Raw genomic sequence first — 21,996 nt, forward strand, 5'->3', positions numbered from 1 at the left:
GGATTAGGCTCGCCAAAATTTGTGTAATTTTATTACAAAAAACTTGCAATATTACTCCCCTGCGCTAAACTTTGCGTTGTAGGGTACAGAGGTTAACAAATTTTGTGTTTCAACCTTTGATTTGGCCCCAGCGCTTGTCGCTGGGGTTTTTTTATGCGCGAAAGAAAATTTTTTGAATTAATTTGAACTATTTAAAAACTCAAAGACTCTTATCTTCGGTTTTTGTGTGTTTTCTCTGAAGTCCTGTTGCCCCGCTTATACAGCGGGGTTTTTTTATTCTTTTGACTCAATCCCCATCCATGTATGTAATGTGTTTTCCAAGTCAGGTAAGCCCAAACGATTCAATGAAGAAAAACACTTAACGGTTACATCGCCACAAAATGCTAGTGCCGCCTCCTGAGTAAACATCAATTGCTGTTTGCGCTTACCGCTTTTTAATTTATCCGCTTTGGTTAACAGAGCTAAAACTGGAATATTTGCCGAAACTGCCCAATGAATTAACTCCTGGTCTAGATCTTTAAATGGATGGCGAATGTCCATTAGCACCACCAACCCTTTTAGTGATTTACGCTTTTGCAAATATTCTGCTAACGCTTGCTGCCACTTTTTCTTCATAGCGATTGGCACTTTGGCGTAACCGTAGCCGGGTAAATCAACCAAACGCTTACCTTCATCTAGCTCAAACACATTGATCATTTGAGTTCGGCCCGGCGTTTTACTGGTTCTGGCTAAACTCTTCTGCCGTGTTAACGTATTCAGCGCACTACTTTTCCCGGCATTGGAGCGGCCAGCAAATGCAACTTCAATACCGGTATCATCGCCGAGATGTCGAATATCGGGCGCACTAAGGGCAAATTTTGCTTGTGTAAAATAGGTCATCTGTTGTCCATTGCATCACGCTAAGCGTTCAAAACAGGGCGACACTCGCAGTAAAACCAGATAAATCTGCACTATTTATGTGCTAATAGGTTTTTCTGACGAATGAAACGTGTAAAATGTGAATGTTATCACGCTTTTAGGGTAACTTTTTAATTGCGGAAGAATAGATTTATGAAAAAACTTGGTTTGCTATTTTGTGTTGCAATACTTTCTACCAGTGGAGCCATCGCTCAAGAAAGTATGCAAGGTGATCCTGAAGCAGGAAAAGCTAAATCAGCAGCCTGCGCCGCGTGTCATGGTGCTGACGGTAACAGCATTATTGATATGAACCCTAAGCTAGCGGGTCAGCATGCGAGCTATCTAGTCAAGCAGCTACAGGATTTTAGAACGGCGTCTCAGACTGGCGGTTCTGAAGGACGTAATAACGCTGTGATGAATGGGTTTGCTGCAGGCTTATCTGATCAAGACATGCTGGATATTGCTGCATATTTTGCAAGCCAAGATATGAAACCAGGCTCTACACCTGAAGACATGATCGATGCTGGCGCTGCACTTTATCGTGGTGGTGATGCTGAACGTGGTATTACAGCCTGTATTGCTTGTCACGGTCCAAAAGGTAATGGTATGGGCTTGGCTAACTTTCCAGACATCAGCGGTCAACACGTAACCTATACTAAAACACAGTTAGAAATGTTCCGCTCTGGTCAGCGCGCTAATGACCTGAACGGCATGATGCGTGATATCGCGAAGAAATTAACTGACGAAGATATCGAGTTATTATCTAATTATGTCAGTGGTTTACATTAACCCGTCAAAATTTTGTCGGTTTTTTTTGTAAAAAAGTTGTAATAAAAATAATTTGCTGTATTCTACTTGGCAAATCAGATGCAAGCGCTTTTCGTCGAACAACAATAATATAGCGTTAAGCGGGCAGATGAGAGTTACAGGAAGATTTAATAAAGCGTCAGGAAGACCCAAAACAATTTAAATACTCTGTAAACAATAATAAAAAGAAGAGTTTTCCAGGAAGGAATAAAGCACACGACGTGCACAATGGGAGAAGTGTCATCTGACACTGACAAATAAGGTGAAAGCGTATGCTCTCACCTTTTTTTCTTTCTAGCCCCAATAGATATGATCTGCCCAAATTGCCAAAGCCTCGATATCGAATTCTTCCATCAAGATAAAAGGCGTTCGTACTTTCATTGTCTCCAGTGTGAATTGGTTTTTGTTGATCCGACTCAACTACCTCCTCTAACTACAGAAGAGCGGGAGTATTCATTACACAATAACAGTGATAGCGACGATGGGTACCTACGTTTTCTCGATAGGGCAAGACTGCCGTTGCTAAAACATATCCCTTTAAATGCGTACGGCATCGATTTTGGATCAGGCCCCAACCCAGTGCTAGCGAGGCGTTTGATTAACGATGGTTATCGAGTCGACGTATATGATCCCATTTTTGCACCTAATAAACATTGGCTTGAACGTAGCAAAACCTATGACTTCATAGTGTCTACCGAAGCTATTGAGCATTTTCACAAGCCCCATAAAGAATGGCAGCTGTGGCTTCGTTTACTGCGACCGAATGGGCACTTAATCATCATGACTAAACGTTGGCTTTCCAAAGCCCGTTTTAGTACCTGGCATTATAAGAATGACCCAACACATGTAAGCTTTTTTAGCCTTCGAACATTTGAGTACTTGGCTCAGCGTGATGGATTAACAATTAAATTTACCAGCGACGATGTAGTAGTGATGCAGCGAATTGCGACTCAGGATATAATCACTGATTAATTCATTCATAGGAAATAACCGATGCCTCGCGTTAAAAAATCTCGTAAAGGCGGTCCTATTGGCGTCCGAAAATCAACCAATACCGATCACAGAAAGCCGCCTCGTGACAATTCGACGTCCAAACCCAAGCGTAAAAAAGGCAAAGCGCCCGGGTCGCGACATAATGTTGAATCCGTTGCACCGAAAAAAATAGAAACGAACGTCAATTCTGACAAGCGCATTGGCAGTAAAAAACCCGTACCGCTGATCGTTACCAAAGCACCGGTAACAAAGAAAAAGTTAAGAACTTATGCCACCCCACGTCAAGAGCTCGCAGCGCTCGAAGCTGACGATCGCTTTAATGCGTTGCTCGATAAAGTAGATGATGGGCAATCACTAACAATAGAAGAGCAAGAGTGGTTAGACGGTAAACTAGAACGCCATCAGATCCTATGCGAATTGCTCGGTATCAAACCGGATGAAGAGGAAAACGTAGATAAAGATGATCCTTTTGCGCAGCTAGACGCTATCCGAATAGACGATTTTAACGACGAGAAATGATGCAATTATTACTAATTGGGTTAGCACTCTGTATTATTGCAGGGTTAAGTTTTTATGCCGGCAGGTTGCTGTTTCAACTCAAGCAACAAAATGCGCGACAACAGCGCGTGCGCACGAAACGGATCGAGACGATAATAGAAAGCGTTCAAACCATTGCACTTGCGATGCAACAGCAGCAATGTAATCTTTCTGAAGGAGTGATTCGGCTAACCCACTTGTTGGAAGCAATTCCACTTAATCCGGCGCCAGATTATCGCCAAGACTATCCCGCAGTATTTGCGCTTTATGACCAAATCAAACACTTCCCAACGCACAATGCGCGTAACAGTTTGAGCAAATCAGAGCGTCGTCAGCAAGACAAAGAACGAGAGCAAATTGAGTCAGACTATGAGTCGCAAGTCCTGCGCGAAGTTGATGCGCTTAAGCAATTTAGTATCGACATCTGACTCAGCGACGAGCTAAATTGCAAACCTCTGAATAACAGTGACAATCGGTGGTGTGGTCGTTCACCATGCCCACTGCTTGCATAAATGCATAGCAGATTGTGGTACCAACAAAATTGAATCCAGCTTTCTTAAGCGCCTTAGCCATTGCGTCAGACTGCGCGGTGTTAGTTGGTACTTGGCTAAGCTCTTCCCACTGATTGACTACCGTCTGATGTTCCGTGAACTGCCAGATAAAGTCGCTGAAAGATTGCTTTTCTGAAAGTTTAAGGTAAGCATTGGCATTGCGGATAATCGACTGAATTTTCAGTTTGTTACGCACGATACCAGGGTCTTGCATTAAGCGTTCAACATCTTCACTTGTTAGCGTTATGATTTTCTCAGGTTCAAAATTGTAGAAAACCTTCTCGTAGTTTCCTTGCTTTTGCAAAATGGTAAACCAAGACAGTCCAGCTTGCTGACCATCAAGGCATAATTTAGCAAATAGCTCTTTAGCATCTAATACTGGCCTGCCCCACTGTGTATCATGATATTGCTGGTACAGCGGGTGCGAACTCACCCAGCTGCAGCGTGTCAGTGCCGGACTGTCGCAGGCATAGTTTGACATAGTGATTTCCTAACGTTTGGGGCTACTTAAAAGAGCGTTGAAAATGTATACTATGCCACTTTATTTAACATTGGTCATAGAGCTGATTTAGCAGCATGCAAAAATTCGATATTAAAACCTTTCAGGGCTTAATTTTAGCCTTGCAAGATTATTGGGCGCGCCAAGGTTGCGTGATCATTCAACCTCTCGATATGGAAGTTGGTGCGGGTACATTTCACCCAATGACATTTCTTCGTTCTCTCGGTCCAGAGCCAATCAGTAGTGCCTATGTACAGCCATGTAGACGACCTACCGATGGACGTTATGGCGAGAACCCAAACCGATTGCAGCATTACTATCAGTTTCAAGTCATGCTCAAGCCGTCACCGGATAATATTCAAGAGCTCTATTTAGACTCTCTTAAAGAATTAGGGTTTGATCCGTTAGTTCATGATATTCGCTTCGTTGAAGATAACTGGGAATCTCCCACGCTCGGCGCTTGGGGTTTAGGTTGGGAAGTTTGGTTAAACGGCATGGAAGTAACCCAGTTTACCTACTTTCAGCAGGTCGGCGGACTTGAATGTAAGCCAGTTACAGGCGAGATTACTTATGGTCTTGAGCGATTAGCCATGTACATTCAAGGTGTCGACAGTATATATGATTTGGTTTGGACGAATGGTCCAATGGGCACCGTTACCTATGGCGACGTATTCCACCAAAACGAAGTAGAGCAGTCGACTTACAATTTTGAATTTGCCAATGTCGAAACATTATTCAATGACTTTGATAACTGTGAGAAAGCAAGTCAACTTTTAATAGAACAAGGACTTGCTTTGCCTGCCTATGAGCAAGTTATGAAAGCCTCGCATGCGTTTAACTTACTGGACGCTCGTCACGCCATTTCTGTCACCGAGCGGCAACGTTATATCTTACGTGTGCGAACACTCGCGAAAGCCTGTGCAGAACAATATTATGCGAGCCGTGAAGCGCTTGGATTCCCTATGTGCCAGAAGGAGCAGTAAATTATGCGCACAGACATCTTATTAGTAGAATTGGGTACTGAAGAGCTTCCACCAAAAGCACTCAAAAAATTAGCCGAGGCTTTTTTACAAGGATTCAAAGACGCATTAGATGCGGCCGAATTAGATTACACGAACGCAAACTATTACGCCGCTCCACGCCGCTTAGCGTTGTTGGTTGAGGGCCTGGAATATTCCCAAGCCGATAAAATAGTCGAAAAGCGAGGGCCTGCGATTAACGTAGCATTTGATAGTGACGGAAATGCAACAAAGGCTGCAGAAGGTTGGGCACGTTCAAACGGTATCACTGTGGCTGAAGCGGAAAGACTAAAAACTGATAAAGGCGAGTGGTTGCTGTATAAGGCAATGCAATCAGGTGAAACATTGCATGAATTACTCCAAGGACTAGTCGAAAAGGCGCTTAGTAGATTACCGATCCCTAAAGTTATGCGCTGGGGAAGTTCAGATGCACAGTTTATTCGACCAGTACATACTGTGTGTGCCCTGTACGGCGCTGATGTTATCTCGATTGAGTTGTTCGGTCACAAGTCTGATCGTTTTGTGTTGGGGCACCGTTTTCACAGCCAAGGCAAAGTATGCATCGACAGTGCTAGCGATTACGTCGCCACGATGAGAGATTCTTTTGTTCTAGCCGACTTTGCAGAGCGTCGTGCAAGTATTGCCGAACAACTGCAGTCAGAAGCCAATGGACTAGGCCTAACTCCTGATTATGATGATGCGCTGCTGGATGAAATTGCATCATTGGTCGAGTGGCCAGTGGTATTGCAGGCTAGTTTTGGCAAAGCCTTTTTAGAAGTGCCTAAAGAAGCGCTGATTTACACGATGAAGGATGATCAAAAATATGTGCCTTTGTTGGATACATCCGGACAGTTAGCCTCTACGTTTTTGTTTGTGTCTAATATCGAAAGCTCCGATCCTAGCCAGGTTATCACAGGCAATGAGCGCGTCATAAGACCGCGTCTAGCAGATGCACAGTTCTTTTTTGAAACCGACAAAAAGACAACACTGGCATCACGTATTGGGTCATTAAGTACGGTCCTGTTTCAGAAAAAATTAGGGACCTTAGCAGAAAAATCAGAGCGAATCGCCGAAAATGCTGCGGTCATTGCTGAGCTGCTGGGAGGCGATGCGCAAGCAGCAAGACGTGCTGGTGAGCTGTGTAAAACCGATCTGATGACAAATATGGTTATGGAGTTCCCTGATGTACAAGGCGTTATGGGTATGCATTACGCCTTGCATGACGGTGAAAGTAACGCCGTTGCAAACGCATTGTTTGAGCAGTATTTACCACGATTTGCTGGCGATAAAGTTGCCACTAACCCAGTAAGTATTAGCTTAGCCTTGGCAGATAAGCTCGATACATTAGTAGGTATTTTTGGAATTGGCCAGTTGCCTAAAGGCGATAAAGATCCGTTCGCATTACGCAGAGCAGCAATCGGTGTTCTAAGGACAATCATAGACAACGAATTAGACCTCGATTTGGGTGTGTTAGTAGACAATGCTTACGAAACGTTAAAGAGCAAACTGTCTAACACCGAATGCAAGACACAAGTAATACAGTTTATATTTGCACGTCTTAATGCATTGTATCAGGACAAAGGGGTTTCTGTGGATGTGCTACAGGCTGTATCTGCGCTAGCACCTACTCGCCCATCAGATTTCGATGCCAGGGTTCGCGCTATTAGCACATTCAAAGCCTCAGCAGAGGGAGAATCCTTAGCTGCTGCACATAAGCGTACTGCTAATATTCTCAATAAAAATGCTGAAGCGATTGGTGCCGCAAGTGTTTCACAAGATTTATTATTAGAATCTGAAGAATCTGATTTGTTCCAGACTCTCGCAGCTATAAGCCCACTTGTGCAGGACGCAATTAGTAAAGGCGACTATAGTTTTGCGCTTAATCAAATCGCAAGTTTGAAAGCATCTGTTGATGGCTTCTTTGATAACGTAATGGTTATGGCAGAGGACGAAGCACTGAGGGCAAATCGACTAGCTCTGTTGGTGGAATTGCGTAGAGTCCTTGAGTCCATTGCTGATATCAGCAAGCTAGATGTTAAGTAGGTAGGCTATCAGTGGGTATTCGTTTTTTAGCCAGTATTATTGTAGCCACATTTGTTATCAGTGGCTGCAGTACATCACCTTTTAATGTTCCAAATGAGCAACAAGTTAAGCCTTCAATCGTCTACAAAGAGTTATTTGTACGCGGTGTCTTTAATTGGTGGGAAGCAGAAGAGCGTTTTCAGCTCCAAGATGGTGGTGATGGAATTTATAGTGTTAAGGTGGAATTGATTGCTGATGGACAACCATATGACTTTAAATTAGCAGACGCGATATGGTCTCCACATACTAATTGTGGTTTTGAGACCGTTGCATCAGAGTTAATTGAGGGTCAATGGTACACTTTGTATTGCGGGTCTGATTCGCAAAATATGCAGTTCATACCGAACGAAACAGGACGGTTTTTCATTCAGGTAAAACCCTCCAATTTTTCAGGTGGCGATCCAGTACTTTCAATCACACAGATATAATTTCGATCTAGCCTAATCTCCAGGCTCCCAAGAAATTGCAAAAAAAAAGCCTGTAGCGACTTCGCTACAGGCTTTTTTAATGGTTTTTCTGTCAGATACCGCTATACATCTAGGTTTTCAACCTTCAGTGCATTCGCTTCGATAAAGGCTCGACGAGGTTCTACCTGATCACCCATTAGTGTCGTAAAGAGTTGATCAGCACCGATAGCATCTTCTATGGTTACTTGTAGCATACGACGACTTTCAGGGTCCATTGTAGTTTCCCACAATTGCTCCGGATTCATTTCGCCTAGCCCTTTATAACGTTGAATGTATTGACCACGTTTAGCTTCAGCCATTAACCAGACAAGAGCCTCTTTAAAAGCCGTTACTGACTGAGTACGCTCACCACGTTGAATATATGCGCCCTCTTCCATCATTCCGTTGATAGAAGCATTGAGGTCAGCAATCTTCGCATACTCACTACTCTCAACGAAATCATTATCAATTGTGTATTCGTAGTCGATTCCATGCATGCGCATGATAACAACTAACTTGTTGGTCGATAATTCGCTATCTGGGCGAACTTCATGACGGAATGTTGCACCTTCATCGTTACCATCAATTTGAGCTAGTAGTTTATCAGCAAATGTACTAAGCGCTGCGGTGTCCTTTAACAATTGCTTAGTCATTACATCTGAATAAACCATTGCATTTAATAGCGAAGTCGGCATGTTGCGATGCATACGCGCTATTAACTTTTCAGTTGACTGGAATTTTTTAACCAATGTCTCAAGTCCAACGCCTGAAATACCTGGGGCATCTTTACTGGTATGCAATGAGGCACCATCAATGGCTATGCTGGTTAAATGTTGGTTTAGGGCTTCGTCATCCTTCAAGTATTGTTCCTGCTTGCCCTTTTTAATCTTATAAAGCGGAGGTTGTGCAATATAAACATAGCCTCGCTCGATGATTTCTGGCATTTGGCGATAAAAAAACGTTAATAGCAGGGTGCGAATGTGTGAGCCATCAACGTCAGCATCAGTCATTATGATAATACTATGATAACGAAGCTTCTCTGGGTCATACTCATCACGTCCGATTCCACAACCCAATGCGGTAATGAGTGTTGCCACTTCTTGTGAAGATAACATCTTGTCAAAGCGAGCTTTCTCTACGTTCAATATCTTACCTTTCAACGGTAGAATCGCTTGGTTCTTACGATTACGGCCCTGCTTGGCTGAACCCCCTGCTGAGTCACCCTCCACTATGTAAAGTTCGCTAAACGCTGGATCTTTTTCCTGACAGTCAGCAAGTTTACCTGGAAGACCTGCTAAATCTAAAGCGCCCTTTCTCCGCGTCATTTCTCGGGCTTTGCGCGCAGCTTCCCTCGCTCTTGCTGCGTCTATAATTTTATTCGCAATTATCTTACTTTCCGTTGGGTTTTCTAAAAGAAATTCTGCAAATTTCTCGCCCATCGCTGTCTCTACAGCAGATTTAACTTCTGAAGAAACAAGTTTGTCTTTAGTCTGTGAAGAGAACTTAGGGTCCGGGACTTTTACTGAAACTACCGCAGTTAGACCTTCTCTTGCATCATCACCGGAAGTACTGGCTTTAGCTTTCTTGTTCAAGCCTTCCTTTTCCATGAAGTTGTTAAGCGTTCGTGTAAGCGCTGCTCTGAATCCTGCCAAGTGGGTACCACCATCACGCTGCGGGATATTGTTCGTAAAGCAAAACACATTTTCTTGGAAGCCGTCATTCCATTGCATAGAGACCTCCACTGAGGTTCCATCTTCACGCTCAGTAGAGAAATGGAAGACCTTTTGATGTACAGGTGTCTTATTCTGGTTTAGGTATTCAACGAATGCCTTAGTACCACCTTCGTACATGAAGTGGTCTTCTTTTCCATCGCGCTCGTCTTTTAAACGAATAGATATACCTGAGTTAAGGAAGGAGAGCTCACGAAGGCGTTTAGCAAGGATATCGTAATGGAACTCTGTTTGGGTGAATGTATCGTGGCTTGGCCAAAAGCGAACCATAGTCCCTGTTTTTTCAGTATCACCAACTACTGCAAGTGGTGCTTGTGGGACACCATGCTGGTATTCTTGCTCGTGTGTTTTGCCATCACGGCGTATACGCAACTTTAGCTTGCTCGATAAAGCGTTTACTACAGAAACACCTACGCCGTGCAGGCCACCCGACACCTTATAACTGTTATCATCAAATTTACCGCCTGCATGAAGAACCGTCATGATTACTTCAGCTGCTGACACGCCCTCTTCTTCATGTATAGAAGTAGGTATACCACGACCATCATCAGAAACCGATACTGACCCGTCACTATGGATTTGAATGGTTATTTCGCTACAGTGACCTGCAAGAGCCTCATCAATTGAATTATCGACAACTTCAAACACCATGTGATGTAATCCGGTACCATCATCAGTATCCCCGATATACATACCTGGTCTCTTTCTAACAGCATCAAGTCCTTTAAGAACTTTAATACTGGATGAATCGTAGTTGTTCTGCTCTGACATTCATTACTCCTCTGTCACATGGCCATGTTCCACGTGAAACATTTTCTTATTATCTATTTCCTTGGTAAGGGAAAACTGGGACTTATCTATCGCTGTAATAAACAATTGTGCGTCTGACTTAAGCAATTCGGATATAAACAGCGAACGCTTCTTCTCATCTAGTTCAGCACCAATATCGTCTAACAAAAAAATCCCACCCTGCTGCTTTACATCGAATAAAATCTTGCTCTGAGCTAACTGAAGCGCTGCAACCAACATTCGCAATTGACCGCGTGATAACATTTCAACTGCGGTCTTATTATCCGCTTTAATTTTCAAGTCAGCTTTATGAGCCCCAACCGATGTGAAGCCAAAACGTATATCGTTTATACGCTTTTCTTGTAAAAGTTCGAGAATTTCTCTCGATGTATCACACCCCTCATAATACGATATTTCGATAGAAAACTCAGGTAAAAATTGCTCAACTAGAGCATTAAAATAAGGCTTTAAGCGCGCCAAATATTGCGTTCTGTGATTGTTTAATTGCTGAGAAAAGTTAGCTATTTGTCCAACCCAATAATCATCTTGCTTAAACAATTCATCTTGAGGTCCTACTTTATTGGCACGTGTTTGGGCGGAAGATTTTAGCTGTTTCAGCAACGCGTTCCGTTGTGACACTGCCCGTTTATAGTGTGATGATAATCTATGAAAGTGATGTTCCACGTGGAACAATCCCCAATCAATGAATTTGCGACGAAGACTTGGACCCGCCAGGAGCAGATCAACACTTTGGGGTGTAAAAATCTGAACGGGAAACAAGCTCGCCAGATCTGCTATCTTTTTGCTGCGTTCACCATCAATACTGCATTCAAAGGTTTCTGATTGCGACCTTTGCAAACCAATTTTCCTTTGAGTTTTATCTTTATCACTACACTGAGTAAAAACAGTAAACCTATCGCAACCGTTCTGAATGATATGCTTTGGTTGAGAGGTGCGAAACGACCGACCATAACCAAGTAAGTGAATTGCCTCTAGAATTGACGATTTACCACTACCGTTCTCACCGTACACCAAGTTAACACTTGGTGACAGTGACAGGGATAGGTCTTTGAGGTTTCTTAGATTCGATACATTAAGTGTATCTAACTTCATAAAAGGAGTTACAGCCTCATCGGCATAATAACGTACTGTGCTGCGCTGTCTTCGGAAGATTCGATAAGTGCACTAGAGTTACTATCTGATAGCGAAATAGAAACATTGTCGGCCTTCAATGCATTTAACACGTCAATCAAGTACGCAACATTGAAGCCAATCTCAAGATCGTCACCCGCGTAGTCAACGTCTACGATTTCCTCCGCTTCCTCCTGCTCAGGGTTATTGGCCGTGATTTTCAGCTCACCTGTGGCAAGATTAAGCCTTACACCCTTAAACTTCTCGTTTGAGAGGATCGCAGCGCGGGAGAACGCCTGCTTTAATACTTCTTTACTGGACTTAACGACTTTATCGCATTCCTTCGGAAGTACACGTCGGTAATCCGGAAAACGCCCATCGACTAACTTACTAGTAAAAATAAAATCCGTAGAAAAAATACGGATGTGATTACTCCCAATTTGGATCTTTAAGCTCTTGTCATCGTCTTCGATAAGACGAGTAATTTCTAAAACCCCTTTACGAGGTATTATTACCTGCCTAGAGGCCAAACTAAGATTATCAAAACTCAGTTTACATAATGCGAGGCGGTGGCCGTCTGTTGCTACTGTCCTAACAACATTTCCCTCAGTTTCCAACGACATACCGTTGAGGTAATAGCGAACATCTTGCTGCGCCATTGAGAAAGCCGTGCTATCGATGAGCTGTTTTAACTCACTACGTGCAATTTCAAATTCAATCTCACCTTCCCAATCTTCCAGGTTCGGGTAATCATTGGCTGACAGCGTTGATAATGAATATCTACCTCTACCACTACGTATAACGGCTTTGTTTCCATCTACATCAAAAGTAATGTCATTGCCTTCGTTTAAGCCGCGGCAAATATCCAACAGTTTTTTCGCGGGGACAGTCGTTTCACCCTCTGTGTAATCACCCTCCAAAGCAACGCTTGAAATTAACTCTACCTCTAAATCTGTGCCTGTAAACCAAAGTGCGCCCTCACTAACCTTTATCAATACATTCGATAAGATAGGCAAAGTATGGCGACGCTCTACAGCACCAACAACAAGTTGTAAGGGTTGAAGAAGTTTTTCGCGGCTGATAGTGAATTTCATTGGGTAAATTACTCGCTTTAATAACTTTAAGAAGACAGCGTTCGAATTAGGTTTTTATAGTCTTCTTTTATATCATGACTTTCTTCTCTTAGCTGCTCTATTTTTCTGCAAGCGTGAAGAACTGTCGTATGATCTCGACCACCAAATGCATTCCCGATCTCGGGTAAGCTACGGTTAGTTAACTCTTTTGATAATGCCATTGCAACTTGTCTAGGCCTTGCAATACTGCGGCTGCGTCGCTTAGATAATATATCTGACAGTTTGACTTTGTAATAATCAGCAACCGTTTTTTGTATATTGTCTATCGTTACTAGTTTATCTTGCAAGGACAATAAGTCGCGCAACGCATCCTTAACAAAATCAATCGTTATTGGTCGTCCAGTAAAGTTAGCATTGGCAATAACTCGGTTTAAAGCCCCTTCTAATTCACGAACATTTGAACGTAAACGTTTGGCGATAAAAAAAGCAACTTCGTTCGGCAATACAATACGATTTTCAGCAGCCTTTTTCATTAATATCGCGACGCGTGTTTCTAGCTCAGGAGGCTCTATTGCAATAGTTAATCCCCATCCGAATCTTGATTTTAGTCGGTCTTCTACGCCTACAATTTCTTTAGGGTAACGATCTGACGTTAGGATAATTTGTTGGTTACCTTCTAACAATGCATTGAATGTATGAAAGAACTCTTCCTGCGAACGATCTTTATTAGCGAAAAACTGAATATCATCAATCAAGAGAGCATCTACCGAACGATAAAACCTTTTGAAATCTTCAATCGCATTGTTCTGAAGCGCTTTCACCATATCTTGCACAAAACGTTCAGAATGCATATATACAATTTTCGCATCTGGCTTACTCGCCAAAATTCCATGGCCCACAGCATGCAATAAGTGAGTCTTACCAAGACCTGTTCCACCGTAGATGAATAAGGGGTTGTAGGCCTTACCTGGATTATCAGATACTTGAGACGCCGCGGCGCGAGCCAATTGATTAGACTTACCTTCTACGAAACTCTCGAACTTATACGTCGGGTTTAGATTGTTCTTGTGCGTCGCACCGGCAGGAATGGGGACTACATTTGGAACCGTCGACTGCTGCGGCTGACCAGTTTCCTGCGCCGAACTATTCAGCGCTAATTGGCTATGATTTGAAGCAGGTGAATTGCCAGATGATTCATCGCTTGAGGTGCTTTTTACTGTTTGATTTGTCGTTACTGGAGGTGAAGTTTCTTTAGCCTGGATGTCTAACTTCAATAGCGGTGCATCAGACCCTCCTATTTCAACCAGCAAACTCGCAATTAAGTTACGATATTTATCTCTAACCCAATCTAAGATGAAATGATTCTGCGCGTATAAAATCAATGAATCTTCATTTAAATCGTAATTCAGAGGCCTTATCCACATGCTAAATTCTTGAGTGGGTAAATCTTCCTTCAAACGCTCAAGGCATTTAGACCAAATATCCATTCTTATAAAACCTCATAATTCTTATTTATACTAGGCTGAACCGTATTTTTCAGCTAAATTATTGAATACTCCCCCTACACTCCAAGTATTCAATTAAAGCGCAGAAAACCTTGTAAAATACCAATAATTAAAAGAGGGTTGTGAATTATCTATCATCCCTAACAAGATGTAAAACAGATCTGCGATCATTTTGATCGTATCGCAAAAGAAAAGTTATATATTAATGTTTTTATTGTATTTTTTAGCCGATCTAAAAGATAATCATGACATTAATCAACAACAAATTTGATTTCAATTTATAGTTAGTGAGATCAATTTCAATGCCATATTTTTCACTTATCGATAAAATCCTGTGGATAAAATTGCTATTGCCTGATTTTTATTCACAAATTGTCGATGTATCATTCAGGCTGAGAGCATATCAACACATTAAATTGACGAAAAAGTTACTTAAATTGTCATTTCATTGTGATTAAAGATTGACATAGCGCTTAGTGATCTCTAGAATTCAGCGTCCTTTTTGAGCACTACTTAGTTAAGTTCAGCGAAACTGCTAATTACATGTTCAAATGTCCTTTAAATTTACTAAGATGAGACTCAGGCGATGAAAAGAACTTTTCAACCGAGCAATCTGAAGCGTAAGCGTTCACACGGTTTCCGCGCTCGCATGGCGACAAAAAATGGTCGTAAAGTGCTTGCTAGCCGCCGTGCAAAAGGTCGCGCTCGTCTTTCAGCATAAGCTCTAATTGCAAAAAGTGGGCGAATGCACGTTTACAAGGGAGTCGCGATTGCTGACTCCCACCCACTTTACCTTCGTATTCGACCAAGCAATACCAGCCACTTCAAACGCATTTACCGTTCTAGCTAGACACAATAAGCAGCAACATCCTCGCTTAGGTATTACGATAGCGAAAAAACGAATCCGTAAAGCACACGATAGAAATCGTTTAAAGCGTATTATCCGAGAAAGTTTTCGAATTAATCAGCAGTCACTGCCAAATGTTGATATAGTCGTGCTTGGCAAATCTAATGCTGAATTAATGTCCAACCAAGAACTATTTAATACTTTAGAAAAACTATGGAAAAAGCTCGCAAAACGTTGCGCAAGCTAATGATATTTATTCCTGTAGTACTCTTGAAAGTATACAGAATGTTTATATCTCCACTACTGGGCCCGAAATGTCGGTTTCATCCTAGTTGTTCGAGTTATGCCATTCGGGCATTAAAGGTCCACGGATTGTTTATTGGTAGTTGGTTATCCATTAAACGCATTATAAAATGCCACCCTTTTCATCCTGGGGGCATTGACCCTGTTCCCCAGAGAACGAATAAATCAAAGCATCATTAAGAGATTAGTATGGAATCGCAACGTAGTTTTTTAATCATTGGCCTAGCTCTAGTCAGCTTTCTATTGTGGCAACAGTGGCAAGTTGATTATGGTCCCAAAATGGTTGAGCCCACAGCCGTATCATCAACAGATACTCCTACTAATGCGGTTCCAAGCGCCATTAATTCATCTATCAATGATGCCGCCGTACCCACTGATATCGCTCAGGAAAGCTTAAGCGAAGTTCCAAGTAATACCTCTGTTAATACCGCTAATACGGCGCGATTTGTTGAAGTATCAACTAACAGCATTCATGCAACTATTGACCTTGTTGGTGGCGACGTAGTTATAGCTGACCTGAAAAAGTTCCCAATTACTCAAGACTCTGATGAGCCATACAGTTTATTACGCGCTGAGAATACTGGCTTGTATGTCGCGCAAAGCGGTCTTATCGGACCCAATGGCCCAGATGGTAACAGCCAAGGTCGTCCACTTTATACGACGAATCAAACCTCTTACGAGTTAACCGCAGATACTCTGCGCGTTCCATTAACTTGGCAAAATGAGGAAGGATTAGTTGTAACTAAGGTATTTACCTTTACGCGCGATTCTCACATTGTTGATGTGACATACAACATTCAAAACAACACAGCGAATGCAGCTCAAGTTCAGCAGTACGCACAATTAAAACAAACGGTATCGCAACCAGAAGGCAACATGTTCATGCCTACGTACCGCGGTGCAGCTTACTCTACGCAGGATACGCGCTACGAAAAGTTCAAATTTGGTGATTTTGAAGACGAAAACTTACGCCTTGCTACTATCGGTGGTTGGGTTGGTATGCTGGAGCATTACTTCGTATCTGCTTGGGTGCCGCCACAAGAACAAACCAACACCATATATACTCGTCTGATTAACAACCAATACGCCATTATTGGGTACACCACACCAGCTATATTGGTCAACGCTGGAGACAATGCATCCTTGACGAGCACTTTATACTTAGGGCCGAAAGATCAGGAAGTATTGGCTGGTATCGCTCGTGGTCTTGATCTGACTGTAGATTACGGCCCATTGTGGTGGATTTCACAACCCTTATTTAGCTTGCTTAAGATGCTGTTTGACCTCGTTGGAAATTGGGGTGTAGCCATTATCTTAATTACCATCATTGTGAAAGGTGTAATGTATCCGCTGACCAAGAAACAGTACGAATCATTCGCTAAACTACGAGTACTTGCCCCTAAAATGCAGCAATTAAAAGACCGTTATGGCGACGACAGACAGAAAATGTCACAAGCCATGATGGAGCTTTATCGCAAAGAGAAAGTGAACCCTATGGGTGGTTGCTTCCCACTGTTATTACAAATGCCTATCTTCTTAGCATTGTACTGGGTATTGCTTGAAAGCGTGGAATTACGCCATGCAGATTTCTTTCTGTGGATCACCGACTTATCAGTGATGGACCCGTATTTTGTGTTGCCTGTTTTAACCGGCGCAAGCATGTACTTGCTACAAAAACTAAATCCAACCACTGTCCAAGATCCGATGCAGCAGAAAATAATGCAATGGATGCCCGTTGCTATGAGTATTTTCTTTATTTGGTTCCCTGCAGGCTTGGTTTTATATTGGTTGATTTCTAACGTAATCACTATCGTCCAAGCGAAGATGATATATAACTCAATGGAAAAACGCGGCATCAAGACCCACTAGTTACGAGCGAGGAAAACGACAATGCCTTCATTTGATATCGTGTCAGAAATAGATATGGTCGACGTTAAAAACGCGACTGATAATGCTAATCGTGAGCTCGCTACCCGCTTTGATTTTCGCGGTGTTGAAGCGACTTTCGAATCCACTGATGATGGCGTAATGATGATTGCTGAAGCTGAATTTCAGTTGCAGCAAATGGACTCTATGTTACGTAACGCATGTTCAAAACGCGGGGTTGATACTGCGTGTATGGAAGCGAAAAGCGTTGATCATCGTGGCAAACAATATCGTCAACTGATGAGTTTTAAACAAGGTATCGACCAAGCGACAGCAAAGAAAATTGTCAAGCTTGTTAAAGACGCCAAAATTAAAGTACAAACTGCAATTCAAGGTGATCAATTGCGAGTAACCGGAAAAAAACGTGATGATTTGCAAGAGGTCATTGCTTTGGTTAAAGGCGCTAACCTAGGTCAACCTTTCCAATACAATAATTTCCGCGATTAACTGTCACGGTAAATTACCTATGACTTTTGGTTCAAGCGATACTATCGTTGCCCAAGCCACTGCAAGTGGTAAAGGCAGCGTTGGTATTGTGCGAGTTTCAGGTCCCCAGGCGGCTTCAATTGCTGAAGCAATCCTAGGTTTTTGCCCACCACTAAGAGAAGCGCGCTACCTACCCTTCAAGGCAAAAAATGGTGATGCTATTGACCAAGGACTGGGTCTATTTTTTCAAGCACCGAATTCTTTTACTGGTGAAGATGTTCTTGAGTTGCAAGGACACGGAGGCCAGATTGTCATCGATATGTTGCTCAGTGAGATACTGCAACATGACAATGTTCGCATGGCTCGGCCAGGAGAATTCAGCGAACGAGCATTTCTCAATGATAAAATGGACCTAGCGCAAGCCGAGGCTATTGCTGACTTAATCGACGCGAGTTCTCAGCAAGCTGCACGCAGTGCTATGCGCAGTTTACAGGGCGATTTTTCCAAGCAAATTCATGCCTTGGTGGAAGCCGTCATCCAACTTCGGATGTACGTCGAAGCAGCTATTGATTTTCCCGAAGAAGAAATAGATTTTCTCAGTGATGGCAAGGTTGCAAACGACCTAGCTGCCATCCGCTCACATTTAGCCGAAATACTAGCAAAAGCCCAGCAAGGTTCGATTCTTAGAGAAGGAATGCACGTGGTGATTGCCGGCAAACCTAATGCCGGGAAATCGAGTCTAATGAATGCGCTAGCAGGTCGCGAAGCAGCAATTGTTACTGACATCGCTGGTACCACCCGTGACGTATTAAAAGAACATATTCACCTCGATGGGATGCCTTTGCACATAATAGACACTGCGGGTTTACGCGAGAGTGATGACAAGGTCGAGCAAATAGGTATACAAAGAGCCTGGGAAGAAATTAATAAAGCTGACCGTGTTCTCATGGTTGTCGATGCGACCACAACAACTGAGATCAATCCGGAAATACTGTGGCCAGAATTCGTTGCTCAGTTACCCACCAACGTTGGTATAACGTTACTCAGAAATAAGGTTGATCTGACTGGCGAGGACACTTCCCCTGCATTAGTCGTCACTGAGCGCGGTGAAATACCGGTCTATAAAATAGCTGCTAATACTCAAATCGGTATGCAAGAGCTAACCGAACATCTTAAACAATGCATGGGTTATTCTAGTCAAACCGATGGTCAGTTTATTGCGCGCCGGCGTCATTTAAACGCCTTAAACCAAGCCGCGGAACACATAGCTATTGGTGAACAGCAACTACTGCAAAATGCGGCTGGCGAAATACTGGCGGAAGAGTTGCGTATTGCACAACAACAATTAAATGAAATTACCGGTGAATTTTCTTCTGACGACTTGCTCGGTAGAATATTTTCATCGTTTTGTATTGGGAAATAATAAGGTGAAGCAAATTCAGATTATTGTTGGTTCAGTGCTTGGCGCCAGTGAATATGTCGCCGAAGCGGTAGCTGAAAAGCTACAAGGCTTAGGTTTTACAACTGAGCTTCATCTACAACCAGAATTCGACCAAATAAAGCAGCAGGACATATGGCTGATATGCTCTTCAACTCACGGTGCAGGGGATTTGCCGGATAATATCCAAGACTTTGCAGATTCACTGCAAGACCAACAGCTCGAAGGCTTACCGTATGCAGTAATCAGCTTGGGTGATAGCAGTTATGATACCTTTTGCGAAGGTGGTTCGACCTTACATCGCTTAATGCATAAGGCTAATGCCAAGCCTTTGTGCGAACCGTTTGAAATTGATGTATTACAACACCCTATCCCAGAAGATATCGCTGTCGAGTGGCTTGAGAAAAATAGTTCATTGTTTGCACAGGTGTGAGTCAAGTGATGAATGATGCCGAGCGGGATGCCCTCCTCCAACCTATAAGCAACCTTGCCCGAGTGCTCTATATTTTAGGATTAAGACCGACTGCAAATACCAGTACCGGGGCAACGTCTCCATTGATGTACAAAACACTGATGCAACTATTGAATAGTACGGAAGAGACGATTACACGCGGTCGACAAATTAATTCATTAGTTAAAGAACTTATTCAATTTGGACTCGTTGCACTCAACGATGAGCAGGATGTTGAGCGCAGTCTTAACCAACAACGAGTAGTATTACCCTTGGTTCCGATGGATGAATCGGATATTCAACGCCTGCATCATCAACGCCAGTCCATGACACCCGATTGGCAACCCAATAAAACGGTATTTGAGCAACTATCACAACTGGTAGGACTGATCGATAAACACTGCACTGATGAGGAAATTGGTGATTATGTGGCGTACTGGTTAGGACGACCTACTACCACACTCAGCGAATTCCAATGGACACAGAAGTTTGTAAACTTTCTAAAGCAAAAACGACAAGCCCGTTACACAGGCAATCACAAACAAATTGGTTCGCAGGTTGTGCAATCAAAAGCCGGTTTAGAAGTTGATGATAATGCGCGCAAGCTGGTAGCAAAGTATGCTACGAAACAGTAATCTACACGGTCTAAGTGCCAAAGGTTAAAAGTTAAACGTGAAAACACTGAATGACAAAATAGCTAATTTAGCCAAGTTAATGGGTCGCTCACTTGATCTCGCGCCAGAGCAACCGAATACTGATTTTCACGCTATCAAGCAGGAGTATGAAGCGCTTGCCAATCGCGAGGTTAATCATCTTCAACAACAGGCACGTCAGCAGCGCATAGAACAGCTCCATGGGCGTTCTGATCTTAATCCAAAATGGACATTTGCTAACTTAGTGCAGGATAGTGACGATGTAATTGAAGCAATCAATATTGCTCAATCTTTTATTGCTGCACATGCCGATCCAAACTGGCGCAACAACAGTTCTCATATGATGATTTTTTATGGTGACTATGGTCGCGGTAAATCTCATATTGCCGGTGCTATCGCCCATGAATTAATTGCTCAATATGAGACCACGGTGTTATATCGCCAACTCTCTAGTCTGCTAGAGATGCGATTCTTTTCCTATGATTACTCATCCACAGATAACATTGCTCAGCAATTTAGAGAAATACAGCAAGAACTACTTAACGTTGACTTATTGATCCTAGATGAAGTCTGTGTGAACGAAACCATGCTGAAGAAAAACACCCAAAGTTGGTTGGGCAATTTGTTACGTCAACGTCTAGCTGACAATAAAAATTGCATTTTAATAACCAATCACAATTTACAAGAGCTTGAAGTAGCCTTGGGTCGTTATTGCTTTGAGTCCATTAAGGAATACGACACCTATAAAGTAAAATTCAGTGGTCCGAGTCGACGCAAAACGATTACTCCATCTTTACCTGAAGCTGAAAACACGCCTAGTTACCGTCCCAATCAATTATAATTTTCTTACATTTAAACCTTTGCAGTTTTATCAACGACTCACTTTAATAACACCGTAAACTGCAAAGGAAATCACCATGAAATCACCCTTTAAATCAACCCTAGTGGCATTGATTGGAGTAACCGCGTTTAGCACACCTGTTGATGCTGAAACGTACTCACAAACATACACTGTCGACGCTGGAAAACTGCTATACATTAAGACTGATGTAGGCAGCATAGACATTCGCACGCAAAATTCAGACAAAGTAGAAATTGAAGTTGACGTTGATGGTCACAATGCTGATGAATTCGACGTTCGTTTCGAAGAAACCAGTGAAGGTATTGCTATCTATGGTGACAAAACTAATGATGGCTGGGGTTGGAACGGTTCTCAAATACGCGCCAAATTCCATATCACAGTGCCTGAAACATTTAATATTGACGTAAACACTGCGGGCGGATCAATCAAAGTTGAGGACCTGAACGGGAATGTAGATGCACAAACTTCAGGTGGGTCAATATCATTGGGTGATATTGATGGCGATGTAGATGTACATACTTCTGGCGGTTCAATACGCGTAGATAGCGTCAATGGCGACATTGATGCAAATACGTCGGGCGGCAGTATCCACGTCGAGTTTAAACAACAAATCACCAAAGATGCCAAACTAACCACCTCAGGTGGGTCAATTACCGCCTATTTACCAGCCGATATCCAATTAGATATTGATGCTTCTACTTCTGGTGGATCGGTACGCAGTGAGTTTGATGTTGACGGTAAAGTGAAGAAACGGTCAATTCGCGGTGCAATTAATGGTGGTGGTCCAGAACTAACCTTACGCACTAGCGGCGGCAGCGTTAAAATCAATAAAGATTAATCCACAGGCAATGCGGTGATCAGTGTGATCGCCGCGATCCCCTATTGCACTTAGCTCTTAAAAAGTTATCCTTTCTTACACACAATATACCAACAAGATCCTACTAATTGTGGATAAGATCGATATAAAGCTGTGATCTAAGTCAAATATTCCTGTTAACCTAATTGGTTAAAATTTAATCTGTGGATAAAAT

General features: G+C 42.7%; 23 protein-coding genes. 17 read left to right on the forward strand and 6 right to left on the reverse strand.

The features are described from left to right. Positions 1-273 precede the first annotated feature (273 nt). Positions 274-879, reverse strand: a complete 606-nt coding sequence (gene yihA, locus CSH92_RS10130; RefSeq protein ID WP_100657533.1) for a ribosome biogenesis GTP-binding protein YihA/YsxC — start codon at positions 877-879, stop codon at positions 274-276. A gap of 171 nt (positions 880-1,050) precedes the next feature. Here yihA and CSH92_RS10135 point away from each other — a divergent pair, with 171 nt between their 5' ends. The 4 genes from CSH92_RS10135 (at position 1,051) to CSH92_RS10150 (ending at position 3,662) form a co-directional block, all read left to right on the forward strand. Continuing rightward, complete coding sequence (locus tag CSH92_RS10135) at positions 1,051-1,686, forward strand: c-type cytochrome (RefSeq protein WP_100657534.1); 636 nt, start codon at positions 1,051-1,053, stop codon at positions 1,684-1,686. A 327-nt stretch (positions 1,687-2,013) separates the two neighbouring features. Continuing rightward, positions 2,014-2,676, forward strand: coding sequence for a class I SAM-dependent methyltransferase (locus tag CSH92_RS10140; RefSeq protein ID WP_100657535.1), 663 nt, complete (start codon positions 2,014-2,016; stop codon positions 2,674-2,676). Between the two features lie 21 nt (positions 2,677-2,697). Next, positions 2,698-3,216 carry a Der GTPase-activating protein YihI gene (gene yihI, locus CSH92_RS10145; protein ID WP_100657536.1) on the forward strand — a complete coding sequence of 173 codons (519 nt, stop codon included), beginning with the start codon at positions 2,698-2,700 and terminating at the stop codon, positions 3,214-3,216. Further along, complete coding sequence (locus CSH92_RS10150) at positions 3,213-3,662, forward strand: DUF2489 domain-containing protein (protein WP_100657537.1); 450 nt, start codon at positions 3,213-3,215, stop codon at positions 3,660-3,662. Before yihI ends, CSH92_RS10150 begins: the two co-directional genes overlap by 4 nt. Before the next feature lies 1 nt (position 3,663). On the opposite strand, the gene CSH92_RS10155 is transcribed toward CSH92_RS10150, so the two are convergent. Continuing rightward, a complete protein-coding gene (locus tag CSH92_RS10155) occupies positions 3,664-4,266 on the reverse strand; it encodes a DNA-3-methyladenine glycosylase I (RefSeq protein ID WP_100657538.1) in 603 nt (200 codons plus the stop codon). A 95-nt stretch (positions 4,267-4,361) separates the two neighbouring features. Here CSH92_RS10155 and glyQ point away from each other — a divergent pair, with 95 nt between their 5' ends. The 3 genes from glyQ to CSH92_RS10170 are packed head-to-tail and all read left to right on the forward strand — an operon-like array spanning position 4,362 to position 7,813. Continuing rightward, complete coding sequence (gene glyQ, locus CSH92_RS10160) at positions 4,362-5,267, forward strand: glycine--tRNA ligase subunit alpha (RefSeq protein WP_100657539.1); 906 nt, start codon at positions 4,362-4,364, stop codon at positions 5,265-5,267. Positions 5,268-5,270: 3 nt separating this feature from the next. Then, entirely contained in the window at positions 5,271-7,346 is a 2,076-nt protein-coding gene (gene glyS, locus CSH92_RS10165; RefSeq protein WP_100657540.1) for a glycine--tRNA ligase subunit beta, read from the forward strand. An 11-nt stretch (positions 7,347-7,357) separates the two neighbouring features. Further along, entirely contained in the window at positions 7,358-7,813 is a 456-nt protein-coding gene (locus CSH92_RS10170; RefSeq protein WP_100657541.1) for an early set domain-containing protein, read from the forward strand. Between the two features lie 101 nt (positions 7,814-7,914). Here CSH92_RS10170 and gyrB read toward each other — a convergent pair whose 3' ends face one another. From gyrB to dnaA, 4 genes are read right to left on the reverse strand one after another with little or no spacing between them, the layout of a single operon-like run. Further along, positions 7,915-10,332: a DNA topoisomerase (ATP-hydrolyzing) subunit B gene (gene gyrB / locus CSH92_RS10175; RefSeq protein ID WP_100657542.1), complete on the reverse strand. Its 2,418-nt coding sequence runs from the start codon at positions 10,330-10,332 to the stop codon at positions 7,915-7,917. Positions 10,333-10,335: 3 nt separating this feature from the next. Next, positions 10,336-11,463 carry a DNA replication/repair protein RecF gene (gene recF / locus CSH92_RS10180; RefSeq protein ID WP_100657543.1) on the reverse strand — a complete coding sequence of 376 codons (1,128 nt, stop codon included), beginning with the start codon at positions 11,461-11,463 and terminating at the stop codon, positions 10,336-10,338. Positions 11,464-11,471: 8 nt separating this feature from the next. After that, entirely contained in the window at positions 11,472-12,575 is a 1,104-nt protein-coding gene (gene dnaN / locus CSH92_RS10185) for a DNA polymerase III subunit beta (RefSeq protein WP_100657544.1), read from the reverse strand. A 26-nt stretch (positions 12,576-12,601) separates the two neighbouring features. Next, on the reverse strand, positions 12,602-14,041 hold the full coding sequence (gene dnaA / locus CSH92_RS10190) for a chromosomal replication initiator protein DnaA (protein WP_100657545.1): 1,440 nt from the start codon (positions 14,039-14,041) through the stop codon (positions 12,602-12,604). 604 nt (positions 14,042-14,645) lie between these two features. Here dnaA and rpmH point away from each other — a divergent pair. The 10 genes from rpmH (at position 14,646) to CSH92_RS10240 (ending at position 21,803) form a co-directional block, all read left to right on the forward strand. Then, positions 14,646-14,780, forward strand: coding sequence for a 50S ribosomal protein L34 (rpmH, locus tag CSH92_RS10195; protein WP_082633349.1), 135 nt, complete (start codon positions 14,646-14,648; stop codon positions 14,778-14,780). A gap of 16 nt (positions 14,781-14,796) precedes the next feature. After that, a complete protein-coding gene (gene rnpA, locus CSH92_RS10200) occupies positions 14,797-15,153 on the forward strand; it encodes a ribonuclease P protein component (RefSeq protein WP_100657854.1) in 357 nt (118 codons plus the stop codon). Next, the gene (gene yidD, locus CSH92_RS10205; RefSeq protein ID WP_420807510.1) at positions 15,153-15,389 is read left to right on the forward strand and encodes a membrane protein insertion efficiency factor YidD; all 237 of its coding nucleotides are present in this window, start codon (positions 15,153-15,155) and stop codon (positions 15,387-15,389) included. Before rnpA ends, yidD begins: the two co-directional genes overlap by 1 nt. Positions 15,390-15,398: 9 nt before the next feature. After that, positions 15,399-17,078, forward strand: coding sequence for a membrane protein insertase YidC (gene yidC / locus CSH92_RS10210; RefSeq protein ID WP_100657547.1), 1,680 nt, complete (start codon positions 15,399-15,401; stop codon positions 17,076-17,078). Between the two features lie 21 nt (positions 17,079-17,099). Beyond that, a complete protein-coding gene (locus tag CSH92_RS10215) occupies positions 17,100-17,582 on the forward strand; it encodes a YajQ family cyclic di-GMP-binding protein (RefSeq protein WP_100657548.1) in 483 nt (160 codons plus the stop codon). A gap of 19 nt (positions 17,583-17,601) precedes the next feature. Beyond that, entirely contained in the window at positions 17,602-18,984 is a 1,383-nt protein-coding gene (mnmE, locus tag CSH92_RS10220) for a tRNA uridine-5-carboxymethylaminomethyl(34) synthesis GTPase MnmE (RefSeq protein WP_100657549.1), read from the forward strand. A gap of 4 nt (positions 18,985-18,988) precedes the next feature. After that, complete coding sequence (gene mioC / locus CSH92_RS10225; RefSeq protein ID WP_100657855.1) at positions 18,989-19,432, forward strand: FMN-binding protein MioC; 444 nt, start codon at positions 18,989-18,991, stop codon at positions 19,430-19,432. 8 nt (positions 19,433-19,440) lie between these two features. Continuing rightward, positions 19,441-20,085, forward strand: a complete 645-nt coding sequence (locus CSH92_RS10230) for a DnaT-like ssDNA-binding domain-containing protein (RefSeq protein ID WP_100657550.1) — start codon at positions 19,441-19,443, stop codon at positions 20,083-20,085. Between the two features lie 37 nt (positions 20,086-20,122). After that, positions 20,123-20,944: a DnaA ATPase domain-containing protein gene (locus CSH92_RS10235; protein ID WP_100657551.1), complete on the forward strand. Its 822-nt coding sequence runs from the start codon at positions 20,123-20,125 to the stop codon at positions 20,942-20,944. A 76-nt stretch (positions 20,945-21,020) separates the two neighbouring features. Beyond that, positions 21,021-21,803 carry a DUF4097 family beta strand repeat-containing protein gene (locus CSH92_RS10240; RefSeq protein WP_100657552.1) on the forward strand — a complete coding sequence of 261 codons (783 nt, stop codon included), beginning with the start codon at positions 21,021-21,023 and terminating at the stop codon, positions 21,801-21,803. Positions 21,804-21,996: the final 193 nt, after the last annotated feature.

Origin of the sequence: Neoalteromonas flava (genome assembly GCF_002807685.1) — a bacterium.
GTDB lineage: Bacteria > Pseudomonadota > Gammaproteobacteria > Enterobacterales > Alteromonadaceae > Alteromonas_E > Alteromonas_E flava.

Bases quoted from the DNA above. Each gene is read 5' to 3' on its own strand.
- yihA (WP_100657533.1), bottom strand. From the start codon at position 879: ATGACCTATTTTACACAAGCAAAATTTGCCCTTAGTGCGCCCGATATT.
- CSH92_RS10135 (WP_100657534.1), top strand. From the start codon at position 1,051: ATGAAAAAACTTGGTTTGCTATTTTGTGTTGCAATACTTTCTACCAGT.
- CSH92_RS10140 (WP_100657535.1), top strand. From the start codon at position 2,014: ATGATCTGCCCAAATTGCCAAAGCCTCGATATCGAATTCTTCCATCAA.
- yihI (WP_100657536.1), top strand. From the start codon at position 2,698: ATGCCTCGCGTTAAAAAATCTCGTAAAGGCGGTCCTATTGGCGTCCGA.
- CSH92_RS10150 (WP_100657537.1), top strand. From the start codon at position 3,213: ATGATGCAATTATTACTAATTGGGTTAGCACTCTGTATTATTGCAGGG.
- CSH92_RS10155 (WP_100657538.1), bottom strand. From the start codon at position 4,266: ATGTCAAACTATGCCTGCGACAGTCCGGCACTGACACGCTGCAGCTGG.
- glyQ (WP_100657539.1), top strand. From the start codon at position 4,362: ATGCAAAAATTCGATATTAAAACCTTTCAGGGCTTAATTTTAGCCTTG.
- glyS (WP_100657540.1), top strand. From the start codon at position 5,271: ATGCGCACAGACATCTTATTAGTAGAATTGGGTACTGAAGAGCTTCCA.
- gyrB (WP_100657542.1), bottom strand. From the start codon at position 10,332: ATGTCAGAGCAGAACAACTACGATTCATCCAGTATTAAAGTTCTTAAA.
- recF (WP_100657543.1), bottom strand. From the start codon at position 11,463: ATGAAGTTAGATACACTTAATGTATCGAATCTAAGAAACCTCAAAGAC.
- dnaN (WP_100657544.1), bottom strand. From the start codon at position 12,575: ATGAAATTCACTATCAGCCGCGAAAAACTTCTTCAACCCTTACAACTT.
- dnaA (WP_100657545.1), bottom strand. From the start codon at position 14,041: ATGGATATTTGGTCTAAATGCCTTGAGCGTTTGAAGGAAGATTTACCC.
- rpmH (WP_082633349.1), top strand. From the start codon at position 14,646: ATGAAAAGAACTTTTCAACCGAGCAATCTGAAGCGTAAGCGTTCACAC.
- yidD (WP_420807510.1), top strand. From the start codon at position 15,153: ATGATATTTATTCCTGTAGTACTCTTGAAAGTATACAGAATGTTTATA.
- yidC (WP_100657547.1), top strand. From the start codon at position 15,399: ATGGAATCGCAACGTAGTTTTTTAATCATTGGCCTAGCTCTAGTCAGC.
- CSH92_RS10215 (WP_100657548.1), top strand. From the start codon at position 17,100: ATGCCTTCATTTGATATCGTGTCAGAAATAGATATGGTCGACGTTAAA.
- mnmE (WP_100657549.1), top strand. From the start codon at position 17,602: ATGACTTTTGGTTCAAGCGATACTATCGTTGCCCAAGCCACTGCAAGT.
- CSH92_RS10230 (WP_100657550.1), top strand. From the start codon at position 19,441: ATGAATGATGCCGAGCGGGATGCCCTCCTCCAACCTATAAGCAACCTT.
- CSH92_RS10240 (WP_100657552.1), top strand. From the start codon at position 21,021: ATGAAATCACCCTTTAAATCAACCCTAGTGGCATTGATTGGAGTAACC.